Here is an 18,255-nt window from a genome sequence, read left to right as displayed (position 1 = left end):
CGATGTTCGTTCGATGTTCGTTCAATGTTCATTCAATGTTTGTTCAATCATAATTGGTCAAACATTGACTATAATATCATTGATTAATGTATTAATTGAAATGTACTGACAGAGTTAGTCCTGTTAATACTTTCATCCGTATTTTTTATGATTTTTTACCGTCAACCAGACCATTTTCACCAACAGTCAGCTGCGTCGTTCTCCACCGGCCAACACTCTCTGATACCGGCTCAGAAGTGAGACAGGCCAAGCCAGTGCCAAACTACCGTTTGAAGACGGAAAGTTCAGCTTGTAGCCAGCTTCATGGAAGGTTTATAAAAACCATGTGATTGTAATCTGCTTAATCATTATGCCCGACAGCTTTGAGAAGTGAGTTTAGCAGGTGGGTTCACAGCGGTGACCACCATTGTTTAGCCCAGGTGCCTGCTCTTGAAAAAGTGGCTTAAACCCTGCTTTTCTGAAATGATTAAGATAACTCAATTTATTGTCCCGAAGCTCTGCCATTGCACATTGTCAATCACCTTTCCCCGATCGGGCAGAGGCTTTTAAGCGTTCAACTATGCATCATATCTGAAAAGTAGTACAAATAACACCATTATTCCCAGAAGGCTTCCTTACCAGGATACATATACTTGGCTTTGGCCACATTTTGCGGAAACAGGAAATATTCCACAATTGCACTGCTACACACCTCTCCCTTTGCATTAAGAATTTCTGTTTTTAGACGTGCCATTTTTCGGGTATGTTCTTCCAGTGTAGCCTTGATCAATACCTCACCACCGGAAACATACAGGGGCTTGTGATAGCTGACATCCAATTTATTTGTCACTCCAGCGGTATCCAGCATAGCATATATATACCAGCTGGCTATTTCATCCAACAAGGTGGCTTGTATCCCTCCATGTACAACATTCATATAGCCTTCATACTTTGACTGAGGTAACCAACTTGCAAAAACGGCATCTCCTTCTGCATAAAACTCCAGTTTAAAGCCTATGTTATTTTGTGGTGAACAGCCAAAACAATTGTATGAATCTCCCTTTTGCTTCACAAAAGGATTAATAATTTTCTTTTTATCACTCATTGCAAATAATTAATAATTAAGCGAACTTATCAAAACATTAGCAAAACTCTGAATGTTTAAGGTACAAATACAAATTTACGACATAATACCAGGCATAAAATTAAACCAAAATAAGTACATTTATGCTTCTTATTATTTTAACAAACCGAATACTAATCAAGCATTATAAAATGAGAAAGACTATTGCATTTCTATTTTTACTTGCCCTTGTTTTTGGGTGTAAAAACAAACGCCCCGAAATGGGACCTCCCAAACTCCCGGTTTATACCGCCAAATCAGAACAGGTAGCCATTGCCAAAGACTTTATTGGCCAAACCTATGGTCTCTTTGATATATCTATCAGAGCCCGTGTTGACGGCTATCTTGAAGGCATACATTTTGAAGAAGGAGGTACAGTAAAAAAAGGTCAGCTTTTATATTCAATTGATCCCGCACCACTTGATGCTAAGGTTGCTGAAGCACTAAGTATGGTAGCCCAGGCCAAAACGAACCTGGTAAAAGCAGAGAGTGATTACAGAAGGTATAAGCCACTGGCTGAGACCAATGCAGTTAGTCAGACCGATTACGATGCTGCCGTTGCCAGTTATGGAGCAGCACAGGCTTCTTTAGAGGCTGCAGAGGCATCGTTAGATTATGCCCGCATTCAGCAGAGCTATGCCAGAATTTATTCGCCTATCAATGGTATAATCGGACGTTCAGAGGCTAAAGTAGGTGATTATGTGGGACGTGAGCCAAACCCTGTTGTATTGAATACAGTATCGCGACTTGACACTATTTTGGTTCAGTTCCATTTAACGGAATTACAATACCTGAATATTGTTCAGTATGAAAAAGCGAGAAGAACAGTTCAGGAAGGTCCCAAAGAAGAAAAACCGGAAGTTATTTTATTTTTCGCTGATGGCAGCCGCCATAGTGAGCTGGGAAATGTAGATTTCGTTGGTAGAAACATTGACCCTACCACCGGTACATTATTGGTGCAGGCATCATTTGCCAATCCTAACAAACTGGTTCGTCCGGGCCAATTTGCCCGCTTACGGATCAAAGTGGATGACCCCAGCGAAACATTACTGATACCGCTTAAATGCCTGCAGGAAGTACAGGGTGAATACAATGCATACGTTGTTAAGGAGGATAATAAAGTTGAGTTCAGACCTGTTGAAGTAGGAGAAACCATGCAGGATATGATTGTTATTCGTTCAGGTCTTAAGGTCGGTGAACGCGTAATAATGGAAGGCATTAACCAGGTTAGGTCAGGCATGCAGATCGTTCCTGTGGAAGCGGAGTTTAAATCGGTACGTAATAATCAATAGTCATTATGGGAAATTTCTTTGTTAGAAGGCCCATTGTGGCCATGGTTATTGCCATTATTACACTTATTGTAGGAGGTTTATCAGCATTAACATTGCCCATGGAGCAATTCCCTGATATCACACCTCCGATGGTACAGGTAAGAGCCAATTACACCGGTGCCAATGCATTAAATGTAGAGCAATCAGTAGCAACACCCCTTGAGCAGCAGCTTAATGGTGTTGAGAATATGATATACATGAAGTCTACCAACGCCAATGATGGTAGTATGTCAATCGATATTTCCTTTGAAGTAGGAACCGATCCTGACATGAATACAGTATTTGCGCAAAACAGGGCTTCTGCTGCCACTGCTAAATTACCTGAAGAGGTAAAACGCCTTGGTGTGACTACGCAAAAAAGTATGAGTAGTATTGTAATGGCCCTTGCTGTATACAGCGATGGTGAATATGATCAGCAGTTCCTGGGTAACTATTCGATCATCAATATCCAGGATATTCTGGCTCGTATACAAGGTGTAGGACGAGTTCAGGTTATGGGAACAAGTGACTATTCAATGCGTATATGGATCAAACCTGACCGCTTGTCGCAACTTAATCTGACCGTTCCTGAAATAATGGGTGCCATCAGAGAGCAGAATGTGATCGTGCCTGGTGGTAAGTTTGGTGCAGAACCGGCACCTCCGGGAACCGAATTGACCTACACGGTTACATTACCTGATCGCCTCGTCACTGAAAAAGAATTTGGTGAAGTAGCTATACGTACCAACCCTGATGGTAGCCAGGTCAAGTTAAAAGACGTTGCCAACATTGAATTAGGTACCGAGAATTACAATACGGATGCCCGTTTCCAGGGTAAATCATGTGCCCTGATCACTATTTACCAGTCACCTGGCACCAATGCGGTTGAAATGGGGCAAGAGATCATCCGTACAATGGATGAACTATCGCTTTCATTTCCCGAAGGCGTTAAATATGATGTTGCACTGGATGCCACAGCCCCGATTACTGCCGGATTAAAAGAGGTTGCCATTACATTGGTAGTAGCACTTATCCTGGTAATTTTGGTTGTATTCCTGTTTATTCAGGATTGGCGTGCCACTCTTATACCAACAATTGCCATTCCGGTTTCTCTTATCGGTGCTTTTGCTGTATTCCCCATGTTAGGCTTTACCATTAACACTTTATCACTGCTCGGTCTTGTACTTGCCATTGGTATTGTGGTTGATGATGCCATTGTTGTGGTGGAGGCTGTACAGGTTAATATTGAAAAAGGAATGGACAGGCGCGAAGCAACCGTTGCTGCCATGAAAGAGGTAACAGCACCTGTTATTGCCACTACGCTGGTATTGATCGCGGTATTTATTCCGGTTGCCTCAATGGGAGGAATTACCGGTCGTCTATATCAGCAATTCGCCATTACTGTTGCCGTATCGGTTTGTTTTTCATCGGTTAATGCATTAACACTATCACCAGCTTTAGCATCAATACTATTGCGCAAACCAGAATTACCTGGTGGAATACTGGGGCGCTTTTTCAAATCGTTTAACAAGGCCTTTGACCGCAGTTCGGTAAAATACATGAAGGTAACGAACATTGTAGCTCGAAAAATCACGCGCAGCATGCTGTTTATCGGCGCTACAGTTTTGTTGATCGTTGTCGTTGGCCGTTTTGTACCCGGAGGATTTATACCCGAAGAGGATCAGGGATACTTATTCGTTAATATTCAGTTACCTGATGCTGCCTCTCTCCCCCGGACACAAAAAATCATGAATGATGTTAATACCATCCTCGCGGGTGTTGAAGAGATCGAGAGTGTTTCAGGAGCATCAGGCTTTAACCTGCTTTCAGGTAGTATGTCAACCAATTCGGGTGTGATGTTTATCTCACTTAAGAACTGGAGTGATCGCTCCTTAAAGGCCAATTGGTTAGCACAAAAGCTCAACTACCTGTTTTACATGAACATAAAAGAAGCACAGGTTTTCGCCTTTGGACCACCGGCTATTCCGGGTCTGGGTAGTGGCTCAGGTTTCTCGTTAATGCTGCAGGATAAACAAGGTAATACGCCGCAATATCTGGCCGAACAGGCTCAAGCCTTTATAGCAGAAGCACAAAAACGACCTGAGATCGCCAATATATTCACAACCTACAGGGCTAATGTACCACAACGACGATTGAATATTAACCGTGACAAGGCCTTAAAAGCAGGCGTTCAGTTAAATGATTTATACACCACCATCAGTGCATTCTTAGGTGGAGCCTATATCAATGACTTTAACCGCTTTGGCCGCTTATATAAAGCCTATCTTCAGGCAGCACCTGAGTTTCGCCAGGATGGCGAACAGCTCAACATGTTCTTTGTTAAAAACAAGGAAGGTGAAAGCCTGCCCCTTTCTTCACTTGTTACTGTAGAGAAAAGCTATGGAGCGGATTTTACCAACCGCTTTAACCTGTATCGCTCAGTTTCCATTACCGGTTCACCGGCACAAGGCTATTCATCGGCACAGGCTTTAACAGCACTGGAAGAGGTTGCCAACCAGGTACTGCCACCGGGCATGAGCTATGAGTGGTCAGACATGTCATACCAGGAAAAGAAGGCCAGTGGCTCAGGTAATATCGTATTTGTCTTTGCACTGATATTTGTGTTCCTGATCCTGGCTGCCCAGTATGAAAGCTGGTCATTGCCATTCAGTATTTTGCTGGGTACACCTTTCGCGGTACTTGGTGCCATGGTATTTGTTTTACTGGCTCGCTTTTTCAGTCCAAGCTTCGAAAACAATGTGTTTATGCAGATATCATTGGTAATGCTTATTGCCATGGCCGCTAAAAACGCCATTCTGATTGTTGAGTTTGCGAAGATCAAATTTGACGAAGGCTTAAGTCTCTTTGATGCTGCTATTGAATCAGCACGTTTACGTTTCAGGCCTATTCTGATGACAGCCTTCTCGTTTATCCTTGGTGTACTTCCTCTAGTTACTGCATCAGGTGCCGGAGCCGAAGCCCGTAAGGTAATGGGTATGGCTCTTCTGGGAGGGATGACCATAGCAACAATACTTGGAGTGGTTATGTATCCGATGCTTTTCGTATTCATCGGTAAACTAGCCAGGTATGAAGAAAAAAGAGCCTTAGCTAACCAAAAGAATAAAGCGGAATGAAGATAACGAAATACATACTATCGATCACACTGTTAGCACTAGTGATGAGCAGTTGTAAAATGGGTAAAAAGTATTCGCGGCCCGAATTGGAGACACCGGCGAGTTTTATTTTTGCCTATGGCGATACAACCTATAATGAATCCTTAAAATGGTGGCAACTGTTTAATGACCCGGTTTTGGATACACTCATTAACAAGGCCCTGACCAATAATAAGGACCTGCTGGCTACAGCCCAAAACGTTGAAGCGGCACGTTTGCAGCTGGCTATACAGAAGGCAGAACTATATCCTCAGTTCAACTATTCGGGTTCAGCTGCACGAGGTAACTTTCAGGCCGTGAAACTTCCCGAACCAACCAATGCCTTTAATATTATGGGGCAGGCCAGTTGGGAAATTGACTTCTGGGGTAAGTTACGCCGAATGAATGAGTCAGCCAGAGCACAATACCTGGCCTCTGAACACGGTTTGAATTCCTTAAAGCTATCATTGATAACAACTGTGGCGGCCACCTATTTTCAGGTAATGGAGTTTCAGGAAAAGATAATAATAGCCGAGCAAACATATGCCATCCGTGACAGCTCTTACCTTATTTTACAAGAGCGTTTTGAAGCTGGTATTATTCCGGCCATTGATGTGAATCACTCAAGGATACAAAAAGCAATTGCAGCTACATCTATTCCTTTATACAAAAGAGGTGCAGCACAATCAAAGAACCTTTTAAGTGTCCTGATTGGTGAGAATCCCCAATTGCTTGAACTGGAAGGCAATTTAAACCAGTATAGCGATATCCCGGCTATCCCTCCCGGATTACCATCTGATTTACTGAACAGAAGGCCAGACATATTGATGGCAGAGCAAGAGCTGGTTGCTCAAAATGCCCTTGCCGGTGCAGCCCAGGCTGCCAGACTTCCTTCTGTAAGTTTAACCGGTATGTTTGGACTGGCCAGCGATGACCTTAGCACACTGACATCGGGTGATCCGGCATGGAATATCAGTGGAAGCCTGTTGGGTCCGATTTTTAACTGGGGTAAAAATAAAAACCGGGTTAAAGCAGAAAGAGCCAGAACAGAAGCAGCCGTATATCAATATGAGAATACAGTTTTAAATGCCTTCAGAGAGGTTGAAGATGCTTTGTACACCATTGAAACCTTAAAGGAAGAAGAGGCGGCCATTAAGGAACATGTTGAGGCAGCCATAGAAGCCGCCACCTTATCAGGCGAGCGTTATGACAAAGGTATTGCCAGTTACATTGAGTTTCTTGAAAGTCAGCGACAGGCTTTTGATGCTCAAATGCTGCAAACCGGTAACCGACAAGATATTCTTGAAGCATACATCACATTATACCAGGCACTTGGCGGTGGCTGGCAATAGATGAATTAAGAACATTTTTTAACCGCAATAACATTGGAGCTAATCTGGTGTTGTTGCGGTTTTTTTGATGTAAAACTCATTGAATGACCAGTTCTTATTTTAATTAAACCTCTTCATGACATTAATAGACATAACCTTATAGTTGACAAGCAAACTGTAAATAGCAGGCAGTAGGTCTGACATGTTTTTCCAGGCAAATGTTCTTTGACGCTATAATTAATTGTAAGCTTTTATGCTGTGAACATGCCTTGCCTTTTATTATCGATCAACAGTTTACAAAAAAAAAACGAGGCCTGAAAATTCAGGCCTCGCTCCCTTTTAAAAGTATCTTGACTTATGCATCAATATTTGCATAAGTAGCGTTTTCTTCAATAAACTCTCTACGCGGCGGAACATCATCTCCCATTAACATTGAGAATACACGATCTGCTTCAGTTGCGCTCTCAATAGTTACCTGACGCAATGTACGCTCTTCAGGATTCATGGTTGTTTCCCATAACTGCTCTGCGTTCATCTCACCAAGACCTTTGTAGCGCTGAATGTGTAAAGCACTTTCTTTACCGGCACCCCACTCTTCAACTAAGCGTAAACGTTGATCTTCATTCCAGCAATAAGTTTGCTTCTGACCTTTTTTAACCAGGTACAATGGAGGTGTAGCAATATACAAGTACCCGTTTTCGATCAAGCCTTTCATATAACGGAAGAAGAAAGTCATAATCAAAGTAGCAATGTGACTACCATCGACGTCGGCATCACACATGATGACGATCTTGTGGTAACGTAGCTTTTCAAGGTTTAATGCCTTACTGTCTTCTTCAGTTCCAATGGTCACACCCAGTGCAGTAAAGATGTTTTTGATTTCATCGTTCTCAAACACTTTATGCTGCAAGGCCTTTTCAACATTAAGAATCTTACCCCTTAATGGCAAAATAGCCTGGAACTTACGGTCACGACCTTGTTTGGCAGTACCACCCGCCGAATCACCCTCGACAAGGAATACCTCACAGGCAGCAGGATCTTTATCCGAACAGTCGGCTAGTTTACCTGGCAGACCTCCACCGCTTAACACACTCTTACGTTGCACTAATTCACGCGCTTTACGGGCTGCATGACGTGCCTGAGCGGCCAATATTACTTTGTTAACAATATCTTTGGCATCCTTAGGATTCTCTTCAAGGTAGTTGGTTAACATGGTGCTTACCGCCTGATCAACCGACAAACTAACCTCGCCATTACCCAATTTGGTTTTTGTCTGTCCTTCAAACTGTGGCTCTGCTACTTTAACCGAGATAACCGCTGTTAATCCTTCACGGAAATCATCACCATTAATGTCAAACTTAAGCTTGCTCAACATACCTGATTTCTCAGCAAAAGACTTTAAGGTACGTGTTAAACCACGGCGGAAACCTGTTAAGTGTGTACCCCCTTCTATGGTGTTGATATTATTAACGTATGAATAGATGTTCTCGGCAAAAGATGTATTGTAAAGAATAGCGATCTCAACGGGAATATCATTCTTCTCAGTTGAAATATGAATGGCCTTGTCAATCAGCTTTTCGCGCGCTTCATCAATAAATTCAACAAACTCTTCTAAACCTCTTTCTGAGAAATACTCTTCACTCTTTACCTCTTCGTTTTCATCTAACTCACGTTCATCAGTCAGGCGAATCTTAATTCCCTTGTTAAGGAATGATAATTCTCTCAGACGATTTGCCAGAATCGAAAACTTATAAGTAGTGGTATTGAAAATAGAATCATCAGGTTTAAAAGTAACTTTAGTACCTGTAATGTCTGTTGTTCCGATTTCAGTAATTTCAGTAACGGGCTTACCAATTGAGTACTCCTGTGTGTGTATTTTACCTCCGCGATGAACTTCAGCCTTTAACATGGTAGAAAGGGCGTTCACACAGGATACACCCACACCGTGCAATCCACCAGATACTTTATAAGAATCTTTGTCAAACTTTCCTCCGGCGTGGAGCACTGTCATTACCACCTCAAGTGCTGACTTACCTTCTTTCTCATGAAAGTCAGTAGGAATACCACGACCGTTATCACTTACTGTAATCGAATCATCTTCATGAATAGTAACCTCAATTGAATCACAATGACCGGCTAATGCCTCATCAATAGAGTTATCTACCACCTCGTATACCAGGTGGTGTAATCCTTTTTCGCCTACGTCACCAATATACATGGCAGGACGCTTACGAACAGCTTCCAGACCTTCTAATACGGTAATACTACTGGCGCTATATTCACCTTGTTTATTTACATTTTCGTTTACCTGATCACTCATCTTATATTCTTTTGAAAAGCGTAAAAAAACCGGCTAAACCGGTTATACCAATCCTCCATATAGAAAGACACACAAATATAGCAAAAATCATCATTTAAACGGTCTTCAAATGATGATTTTTACTTAGTTTTTAACTTCTAATTCCAACTGATTTAAAACCACTTAAAAAGAGAAAATTATGCCTGCTTTTGCATTAAATCCCTGCATTGGATAGCCGTTCCATTTATAATATTTTGAAGCTGCCAGGTTATTCATTGACGCCCAGAAAGACCATTGCTTGCTAAAGTAGTATTCAGCACCAATATTAACATCAATAACACCATCTAAAGATTTTACCGATGATTCATTGGAAACATCAAGTGCCGGGCGTTCTCCCAGGTAATTAATACCGGCCGTTGCATATAAATTATCCAACAAGTTAAAGCTACCTTCCAGCCCCAGTTCAACTTCTGGTTTGTGCCAGGCCTCCTCCTGGGAATCAAGACTCCAGCCATAATAAGCACCATTAAGGGCAAACTCCATATTTTGTTTAGGCTTATACAGTAACTCTCCTTTAACCGTTAACAGAGATCCATCATCATATACAACATCAAACACATTAGCATAATGCTGAACAGCCGCCACACCCGGTTCCGCTTCCATTCCCGTATATGGTCTGTTGATCCAGAAATGTTCGTCATTGAATATACCATATTCCATACCTGCGGAGAATGACATTGATGAGCTGAAGTTACCTTTTATTCCTGCAACGAAATTTAATCCGTAAAAAGATGACTTCACATTGATATCGGCTGAAGCAAATGCATTTTCATACATCATGCTTTGGTAATCGTTCACATTCACCTTACCATTAACACCTCCGTATATAGTTGCAATACCTTCCACAACAGTCAGCTCACCCATTATATCCGGAGTAGCATAAAACTCATCGCCTTCCGTATCAATAATTCCGGCGACCTGCACTCCCACTCTTAAGCTGGCCCTGTCAAATTTAAAATTGATGGCAGGAACGGCTTTGATCATCAGTTGAGAACGGTCGTTGAAAGTATACATTGGTCCGATAGTATCAGGAACGCTCGTGCTATAACTTTCAATTGCACCACTTATATCAAAAGCAAGATCATTGATGGGTTTAGACAAGTTGCCATTCAGCTTTACACCAATTTGCTTAACACCTGTCAGGTTACCAAAGGTTGAGAAACCACCCTGAACCGCATAACGTGATTTTCGCTTATCTGTCTTATTGTTATTCAATCCGATACTAAGATCAAAACCCGACAAACGCTGATCTTCATCCTGCTGAAACGTTACTCCCGGAGAGAGCGTCCCATCGGGTAACCAGTACATATCCCCGGCTGTCATGGTCTGGTATCCGTAATACTTGTATTTATTATGCATAAAACCCAGGTTGACACTAAGGGTTTTGTCATTGAAAAAGTGCTTGAAATCAGCTGCAGCCCAGGTATCATGGAACGGTGCATCTACGGTAACATCATCCTCCAACTTTAAGTCGCCCATCGAAGTTAAATGACCAACATTAAGGCCCAGCACATACTTTTCGTTTTCAAGAATGTTGTAACCCAATTCAGCCAGAACAGAGCTATAGTTACCCACACCACCTTTAATGTATGACTTGTGAAGGTATTCTTTTCGTCTTGTATTGATCTTTGCAGCTGCAATTGGGGCCGGCTGGTAGTTGGTAGCCACAGATGTACTCAGAATACGATAGTTAAAGCTGGGGTTAAAGGACGAAGAGTCATTTAAATTGGGCATATAACTCACCTTAAAGGCATCAGACACCGTAGGTGTATAGGCTTTAACCACTTTAACATCCTGATTAATTTCCTCCTGAGCAACTGCTTTACCTGAATTAAAAGCAGTAACTACAATTGTGATAAAAACTATATAATAATATCTCATTGCCTAATCAATTATCCAACATTAATCGTTTCAGTGTCTGTTGTTTCCTTTTCTTTTGTATCCCAGCTTTTCAGATAGCCATCAACACGCTGCTCAATATCATCATCACCTTCGTAATTATCTTTGATACTTTGCAGATACTGAATGGCCTGGAATGTCTCACCTCTATCATTGTATATTTCGGCTAACAATATAAAACTGCGTGCCAGCCAGTATTGATGAGAGGTACCTTTGTCGATATAATCAAAGATCTCTTTCTCCGACGCATCCTTATCACCCCTGTCGCTTAGCATTTGGGCCACCTGATATTTGGCTTCAGCACCCTCAACACTTTTGGTGTTGGATGATACCATTTGATAATTCTCAAATGCCTTTTCTTTATTCCCCAGCTGCTGATAGCTTTTAGCCATATTAAAGATAGCTTCGCGCTTGATCTCATCAGCGATCTTAGCTGTGCTTAACAGGTTTTCTGCAGCTTTGATACACTCCTCCGGCTGGTCCATTTTAACCAGGCAGCGCATTTTACCGATCTTGGCTTCCAGTCGGTTTTCTGTGATCTCCGCTTCCAGCTCAAGGCGGTTAAAGCTTTCGTAAGCCTTTCGGTAGGCTTTTTGCTGATAATGCAATTCGCCCATGCGGATCAAAGCTTCTTCAGTAAATAAGCTTCTTTCGCGCTCTGCAACATATTCAAATGAGCTCAATGCACCTGTATATTCCCCAACCTTATACTGGCAATCGGCCTTATAGAAATGGGCGTTTAAGACAAACTTCCCTTCAGGGAATTTATTCAGGTAGTTTTTAAAATGACTAATAGCACGCTCACAGTCGCTTTGCATATAGAAGCGCTCGGCCGATACAAACATCAGACTATCCTGCTCACGCTCTCCAACCTGTGCAAAAGATCCCAGTGAGCCCGTATACCTCATATAACCATCCAGATCGTTACGATCCATGTAGATGTTACGTATTCCAACCAGGGCATCTTCAGCTTCTTCAGTTCCGGGATACTCATTGACAACGCGCTTGTAAAACTGCAATGAATTATCCGGCTCATTATTATTGTAATACACCAGCCCCAACTGAAGCATGGCTTTTTTGGCGTAACTGCCCTTAGGGTATCTCTCTTTGGTTGATTTATAATAATAAACGGCTCTGTCATTATTTCCGATGGCAACATAGGAACGTCCGGTCTCATACAATGCATCATCGACATATGGTGAGGCAGGATAACGTTTGACCATATCGTCCAGCACCGCGATCTTATCATTATACTGTTTCATCAGTCCTAAGCAAAAAGCCTTTTGAAACAGCGCATAATCCGGTGAACCCTCTGGAATGACCGAAGCCAGGTCATAATTTTTGACGGCCTGTGAGAACTGGCGATTGACATAGTAGCAGTCTCCCACGCGATTATAGGCGTCACCCAGCATTATTCGATCGCGCTTATCGGTCATCTTAATATATTTACGGAACCAGCTTAATGATTCGGCATACTCTTTTTGCTTAAAATAGGAGTAAGCAATATTGTAATGGGCGATCGGGAATTCCTTCATTTCATAGGATCCCGGCTGGAAAATATATTCGCGAAAATCAAGAATGGCCTTTGAGTAAATTCCCATTCTGTAATAAGCCTCCCCTCGCCAGTAATAAGCACCAACTTTTAATGACTTGTCGTATTCGGCATATTTTAAGCTGTAATTAAAGAATTCAATGGCCTCACGAAAATTCAGGTCAGTGAATAGCTCCAGCCCGCGGTAATAAGCCACACGTTGTAAAGCTCTGTATACATCGCCTGTTTTGCGTTGTATCTTTTCCATTGAGGCCAGGGCTTCGCGATAATTCTTTGTGGTCAGGAAAGCTTTTCCCAAATATTCGTAGGCTTCATCAATTTTATCACTTTCGGGGAACAGTTCAATAAAACGCATGAACGAATTAATGATTTCATTAAACGGCGAGTAAGACAACTCATAGTTTAACTTGATATAATTTAGCAAGGCATCTTCCTGAATGGCTTTATCAAACTCATTATTGGATGCAGCTTCAAAAGCCACACGAGCCCGTTTCTTATCATTTAATTTCAGATAGCAATCACCCAGGTGATAATGCGCATTTTGTGCCATGATATCATCACCCGACGTTACCTGCGACAGGCCTTTTACAGCATCCTCATAGTTCTTGATAAAATAATTGGCGAAACCCAAATGGTAATAATCCGATCGAAGCGGCTTATCGGACAACTTAATAACCTTCTGATAATAAGCAATTGATTTTTCGTACTCCTTTTGTGCATAATAAGAATCTGCAACAATACGGTTCATATCCGCCTGTCGAGCCTTTGTACCCTCCTGAGTCAGAGGTTCAGCATATTTGACAGCACCATTATAATCCTCTTTTAAATAATAGATCTGAGCAATATAAAACGGAATGACCTTTTTAAAGCCTTTGTCGTTCTCTATCTTTTTAAACTCATCAAGAGCTGTCTGGTAGTTTCCTTTCTGATATTGAATGTGTGCATAATAATACTGTACCGAAGAACTGTACTTATGATCTCTTCCTTTGATCTTATTGAACTTTACAAGTGCCGCGTCATACTCTTCAAGCATAAACAATGCATAACCCGCTGAAAAGTAATATTCGACCTGCGTTTCTTCGTCAAGTGCCGACGCTTTGACCTTATCATACCAGCGGGATGCCTGTTTATATTTCTTTTGATCCATATAGAACTCGCCCAGGTTCATCTTGGCATAATGCAGACGATTACTGTATGGATACTCAAGCAGGTAGCTCTCCCACAAGTACTTTACATCCTCATTCTCCAGTTTTTGCGCGCAAACACGAGACAAGTAGGCAGCTTCAGCCACAAGCGATGAATTATCTCCATTGGCCTCCTCAACGAACTTATTAAAATTAATACGCGCTAAACCATACTTACCCAAACGATACATTTCCATGCCTCGCTCGTATTGTTTATCGGGGGAATCGAATTTGAGTGATTGCTGTGCAAAAGAACAATGCACAAGGCTGACAAAAAGCAATAATGCGATTTTTCTCATCATAAGGATAAGGCCTTTAAGTTATGATTTAATATTTTAAACGTTGATTTACTGATTTTATTCTGTCCGAATAATATGGTGGTTAAAGATAACAAAAGAGCTTTACCAGAAAAGCTTAGCGCGCGACTATTTATTATGAGGCACAGCTAATAATATACTTAATCAAGCAAATCAAAATCTATCTCCTCCTGTTTAGCTTCAAACAAGCGTGTGTCTTCGCACCTGATCGTTCTACCCGGAAATTTCTTAAGCAGATTATAATTGTGTGTAGCCATTACAACGGTATTGCCTGACAAGCATATTTTCTTTAACAACTGCATCAGTTCATCCGATGTGTCAGGATCAAGGTTACCTGTCGGCTCATCGGCCAGGATCAAATCGGGTGAATTTAACAGTGCGCGCGCAATACCAATACGTTGCTGTTCACCACCAGAGAGCTGATGAGGCATTTTATAGCCTTTATGAACCATATCAACATGCGACAAAACATCACGGATGCGTTTATCCATATCCTTTTTATCTTTCCAGCCGGTTGCTTTTAATACAAACATCAGGTTATCATAGACACTGCGGTCTGACAAGAGCTGAAAATCCTGAAAAACGATACCCATTTTACGCCTTAACAGTGGTACCTGACTGCTTTTAATGGTTTTTAGCGGGTAACCGGCAACAAAACCATAGCCTTCTTCAAGTGGTAGTTCTTTATACATTGTTTTTAACAAACTTGACTTACCACTCCCTACTTTACCAATCAGATAAACAAATTCGCCAGGTTGTATACCAAAGTTCACGTCCTGCAGAATCAAATGTTCCTGCTGACGAATACAGGCGTTTTTAAATTCGATAATATTCCCTTCGGCATTTGTACTTTTTATGGGCTGTTTACTCATATCAAATCAATGAATACGTTTAACCGTTTTATGCAACAGAGATCCTGTAAAGTTTATAAAATACTTGAGATCAAAGCTCTCCTGCCTTTTATCTTTTTGCTTCATGATGAAGCTCTATTACATGATCAGGGCATGAATTTTAACAATCAAAGAAACAATTTTTTTGCCGGATATAAAACCAATACTTATCAACAGGTATACTGTTGAAATCTTTGCCACTGATGCGCCATTCGAAAAGGAGAATCGGAAGTCAGAAAACAGCTCACCCCAATCATCGGGGTACAGTTTGACAACCCTGCGTCAAATAATCTGAATGTAAGCCATATTGAGCTTTGCATGCATGATACAAAAAAGCCCCGGGACAATATCCCGGGGCATAGTATTATGAAATTTCTTAATTTACTTCAACTGAGCAAGGGCATCTTTAACCCTGTTAAATGCCTCAACCAACTTATCGTCAGATGCCGCATATGAAAAGCGCACACAATCACTACTGCCAAACGCACTACCAGGAACCGATGCAACATGTGCATCCTCAAGCAGGTACATACATAGGTCCATGGATGAATCAATGGTGTATTTTCCATTCTTTTTCCCGAAGTAATGACTCACATCCGGGAAAATATAGAATGCGCCATCTGGCACAGCTACCCTGAAACCAGGTATATCTTTCACGATATCCAGAACCAGATCACGGCGCTTATTAAATGCAACACGCATTTCTTCGACACACTGTTGATCACCTTCAAATGCCTGGATAGACGCTGCCTGGGCTATGGCACAAACACCGGAAGTGAATTGTCCCTGTAGTTTTGTTACAGCTTTAACGATGTCGGCTGGAGCTGCTATATAACCAATACGCCAGCCTGTCATAGCATAGCCTTTTGAAACACCGTTAATAACAATTGTACGATCCTTAAGCGAGTCAAATTCAGCAAGCCCCATATGCTTTCCAACGAAATTGATCTTCTCATAAATTTCATCAGATATAATATAGACATGAGGATGTTTTTCCAAAACTTCGGCCAAGGCCTTTAATTCTTCCTGACTATAGACACTACCGGTTGGGTTTGATGGAGAGTTGAACAGAATAGCCTTTGTCTTAGGCGTTATACTTTCCTCTAACTGCTCAGGTGTGATCTTAAACTTAGTATCAACACCTGCCTCAACAATTACAGGCGTACCTTCGGCCAGCTTCACCAATTCAATATAACTCACCCAATACGGAGCAGGTATGATCACCTCTTCACCAGCATTGACGATACATTGTAAAACATTGGCAAGACTATGCTTGGCTCCACCCGAAACAACTATCTGATTCGGCGAATAGCTCAAGCCATTATCTTTCTCCAGCTTATCAGCAATAGCTTTTTTCAAAGCCGGAAAACCAGCCACAGGAGGGTAATGAGACAGGTTATCATTGACCGCCTTAATAGCCGCATCCTTAATATGTTCAGGGGTATTAAAATCAGGCTCTCCGAGCGTAAGGTTGATCACATCAACTCCACTTTCCTGCAACTCCCTGCTTTTCTGATTCATCTGAATGGTCTGCGACTCAGACAATGCTTTAATTCGGTTTGAAATAACATCAATACTCATCAATATACTCTCCTATTACTTATAATGACATAATTTATTCACAACTCCACTCGAAGCAAAACATTTTATATCTTGCATTCGAATAGCAACAAAATTAGTTAAAAATCATAAGCAAGCAACAATAACAATAAGATACAAGTTCAAAAATTATTATTTTTTACTTACACATACACACTTTTGATTATTTATAAATTTCGAATCAAATTAATTTGAGCCTCTAATATTTAGATTTATTATTTTACAATTTAACAAGCCTCATAAAAAAACACATAATCTTCACACTTATGATCGCCTTAGATGAAATACTTAAAATAGCCGGCATAGTAGTTCTGATAGCTGCCCCGCTCCTTATCTTACTGAGATGGTTCCTAAAACATAACCTTAAATTAAAAGAACTTGAGCTAGCCAACAGCACCTATAAAGAACTAATACCTACACGACTACAGGCTTATGAACGATTAACCATTCTTCTTGAGCGCATCAGCCCTGAAGCTATTGTCATACGTGAAAACAGACCGGGCATGACCAGCCTTCAGTTACAAAAACAGTTGCTACAGATAATCCGTCAGGAATTTGAACACAATTTTGCCATGCAGATATACCTGCCTGTCAAAACATGGGACACCATTATAAAGTCGCGTGACGAGATCATCAAACTCATTAATACATCATCTGCAGAAGTCCAGCCAGCCTCTCCTTCAATGGAACTATCAAGAGTAATACTTGAAAAAGGCATTAACGAAACAAACTTCTACCTGACCAAAGCCAAGGAAGCCCTAAAAAAAGACATTCAACTGTATTATTTCGACTAGTACTTCTTCAATGAAAAAAATAACAATCATCACAGTTACCTATAACTGCGAAAACACCCTGCCCGATACAATACAAAGCGTTAACCAACAAAGCAGGCGTGACGAAATTGAATATATAATTATAGACGGTCAATCAACCGACAATACACTTGAAGTGATCAAAAACAACGAGTCAGGTATTGACAAGTGGATCAGTGAAGCTGACAAAGGCATCTATGACGCCATGAACAAAGGACTCAAAATGGCTTCAGGGGAATGGGTTGGCTTTTTACATGCCGATGATATGTTCTACAACGAACATGTGGTTGAAAGCATTATAGAAGCTATTTCATCGGGCGACTACAATGCCTGCTATGGCAACCTTAATTACATACAGGAAACACCTCCTCATAACATTGTACGTTACTGGAAAAGCCAGACCTACTCCTCCAAACTACTAAAAAGAGGCTGGATGCCGGCACACCCAACAGTTTACATTAAAAATGAGTTGATCCAAAAGCTCGGCTACTTCAATACCAACTATAAGATTTCAGCCGATTACGATTACATGCTGCGATTATTCTCCAACCCCAATACAGACAGCTTATTTATCGACAAAACGATCGTAAACATGCGCCTGGGTGGAGTCAGCAATAACTCACTGAAGAATATTATTCGAAAATCAAAGGAAGATTATCACACATTGCGCACCAATAAAGTTGGGGGTCTTTATGCATTGTTCGTGAAAAACTTCAGTAAGCTATTTCAGTTCTTAGCAAGAAACTAA

At 41.3% G+C, this 18,255-nt stretch carries 11 protein-coding genes; 5 read left to right on the top strand and 6 right to left on the bottom strand.

Going from position 1 to position 18,255, the window contains the following annotated elements; all coding sequences use genetic code 11:
• Positions 1–595 precede the first annotated feature (595 nt).
• Positions 596–1,084 (bottom strand): PaaI family thioesterase, encoded by a 489-nt coding sequence (locus ACRD69_RS13320; RefSeq protein ID WP_430815593.1) that lies wholly within the window; start codon positions 1,082–1,084, stop codon positions 596–598.
• 170 nt (positions 1,085–1,254) lie between these two features.
• Between ACRD69_RS13320 and ACRD69_RS13315 the strand changes: the two genes are divergently transcribed.
• From ACRD69_RS13315 to ACRD69_RS13305, 3 genes are read left to right on the top strand one after another with little or no spacing between them, the layout of a single operon-like run.
• Positions 1,255–2,394 carry an efflux RND transporter periplasmic adaptor subunit gene (locus ACRD69_RS13315; protein WP_430815592.1) on the top strand — a complete coding sequence of 380 codons (1,140 nt, stop codon included), beginning with the start codon at positions 1,255–1,257 and terminating at the stop codon, positions 2,392–2,394.
• A 5-nt stretch (positions 2,395–2,399) separates the two neighbouring features.
• Positions 2,400–5,546 (top strand): efflux RND transporter permease subunit, encoded by a 3,147-nt coding sequence (locus tag ACRD69_RS13310; protein ID WP_430815591.1) that lies wholly within the window; start codon positions 2,400–2,402, stop codon positions 5,544–5,546.
• On the top strand, positions 5,543–6,916 hold the full coding sequence (locus ACRD69_RS13305; RefSeq protein ID WP_430815590.1) for an efflux transporter outer membrane subunit: 1,374 nt from the start codon (positions 5,543–5,545) through the stop codon (positions 6,914–6,916). Before ACRD69_RS13310 ends, ACRD69_RS13305 begins: the two co-directional genes overlap by 4 nt.
• A gap of 334 nt (positions 6,917–7,250) precedes the next feature.
• Here the strand turns inward: ACRD69_RS13305 and gyrB are convergent, their stop codons facing one another.
• From gyrB to ACRD69_RS13280, 5 genes are all read right to left on the bottom strand, one after another.
• Positions 7,251–9,215: a DNA topoisomerase (ATP-hydrolyzing) subunit B gene (gene gyrB / locus ACRD69_RS13300; RefSeq protein WP_430815589.1), complete on the bottom strand. Its 1,965-nt coding sequence runs from the start codon at positions 9,213–9,215 to the stop codon at positions 7,251–7,253.
• A 162-nt stretch (positions 9,216–9,377) separates the two neighbouring features.
• Positions 9,378–11,135: a TonB-dependent receptor gene (locus ACRD69_RS13295; protein ID WP_430815588.1), complete on the bottom strand. Its 1,758-nt coding sequence runs from the start codon at positions 11,133–11,135 to the stop codon at positions 9,378–9,380.
• An 11-nt stretch (positions 11,136–11,146) separates the two neighbouring features.
• Complete coding sequence (locus tag ACRD69_RS13290; RefSeq protein ID WP_430815587.1) at positions 11,147–14,191, bottom strand: tetratricopeptide repeat protein; 3,045 nt, start codon at positions 14,189–14,191, stop codon at positions 11,147–11,149.
• 155 nt (positions 14,192–14,346) lie between these two features.
• Positions 14,347–15,078, bottom strand: a complete 732-nt coding sequence (locus ACRD69_RS13285; protein ID WP_430815586.1) for a cell division ATP-binding protein FtsE — start codon at positions 15,076–15,078, stop codon at positions 14,347–14,349.
• 399 nt (positions 15,079–15,477) lie between these two features.
• On the bottom strand, positions 15,478–16,677 hold the full coding sequence (locus tag ACRD69_RS13280; RefSeq protein ID WP_430815585.1) for a pyridoxal phosphate-dependent aminotransferase: 1,200 nt from the start codon (positions 16,675–16,677) through the stop codon (positions 15,478–15,480).
• 284 nt (positions 16,678–16,961) lie between these two features.
• Here ACRD69_RS13280 and ACRD69_RS13275 point away from each other — a divergent pair, with 284 nt between their 5' ends.
• Positions 16,962–17,489: a DUF7935 family protein gene (locus ACRD69_RS13275; RefSeq protein WP_430815584.1), complete on the top strand. Its 528-nt coding sequence runs from the start codon at positions 16,962–16,964 to the stop codon at positions 17,487–17,489.
• A 10-nt stretch (positions 17,490–17,499) separates the two neighbouring features.
• On the top strand, positions 17,500–18,255 hold the full coding sequence (locus tag ACRD69_RS13270) for a glycosyltransferase family 2 protein (RefSeq protein WP_430815583.1): 756 nt from the start codon (positions 17,500–17,502) through the stop codon (positions 18,253–18,255).

Source organism: Carboxylicivirga agarovorans (genome assembly GCF_050589845.1).
Classification (GTDB): domain Bacteria; phylum Bacteroidota; class Bacteroidia; order Bacteroidales; family Marinilabiliaceae; genus Carboxylicivirga; species Carboxylicivirga agarovorans.
This window is presented reverse-complemented; position numbering and strand designations above follow the sequence as displayed.

Coding starts and splice junctions, on each gene's coding strand:
- gyrB (WP_430815589.1), bottom strand. CDS start 9,215: ATGAGTGATCAGGTAAACGAAAATGTAAATAAACAAGGTGAATATAGC.
- ACRD69_RS13320 (WP_430815593.1), bottom strand. CDS start 1,084: ATGAGTGATAAAAAGAAAATTATTAATCCTTTTGTGAAGCAAAAGGGA.
- ACRD69_RS13295 (WP_430815588.1), bottom strand. CDS start 11,135: ATGAGATATTATTATATAGTTTTTATCACAATTGTAGTTACTGCTTTT.
- ACRD69_RS13270 (WP_430815583.1), top strand. CDS start 17,500: ATGAAAAAAATAACAATCATCACAGTTACCTATAACTGCGAAAACACC.
- ACRD69_RS13305 (WP_430815590.1), top strand. CDS start 5,543: ATGAAGATAACGAAATACATACTATCGATCACACTGTTAGCACTAGTG.
- ACRD69_RS13280 (WP_430815585.1), bottom strand. CDS start 16,677: ATGAGTATTGATGTTATTTCAAACCGAATTAAAGCATTGTCTGAGTCG.
- ACRD69_RS13310 (WP_430815591.1), top strand. CDS start 2,400: ATGGGAAATTTCTTTGTTAGAAGGCCCATTGTGGCCATGGTTATTGCC.
- ACRD69_RS13315 (WP_430815592.1), top strand. CDS start 1,255: ATGAGAAAGACTATTGCATTTCTATTTTTACTTGCCCTTGTTTTTGGG.
- ACRD69_RS13285 (WP_430815586.1), bottom strand. CDS start 15,078: ATGAGTAAACAGCCCATAAAAAGTACAAATGCCGAAGGGAATATTATC.
- ACRD69_RS13275 (WP_430815584.1), top strand. CDS start 16,962: ATGATCGCCTTAGATGAAATACTTAAAATAGCCGGCATAGTAGTTCTG.
- ACRD69_RS13290 (WP_430815587.1), bottom strand. CDS start 14,191: ATGATGAGAAAAATCGCATTATTGCTTTTTGTCAGCCTTGTGCATTGT.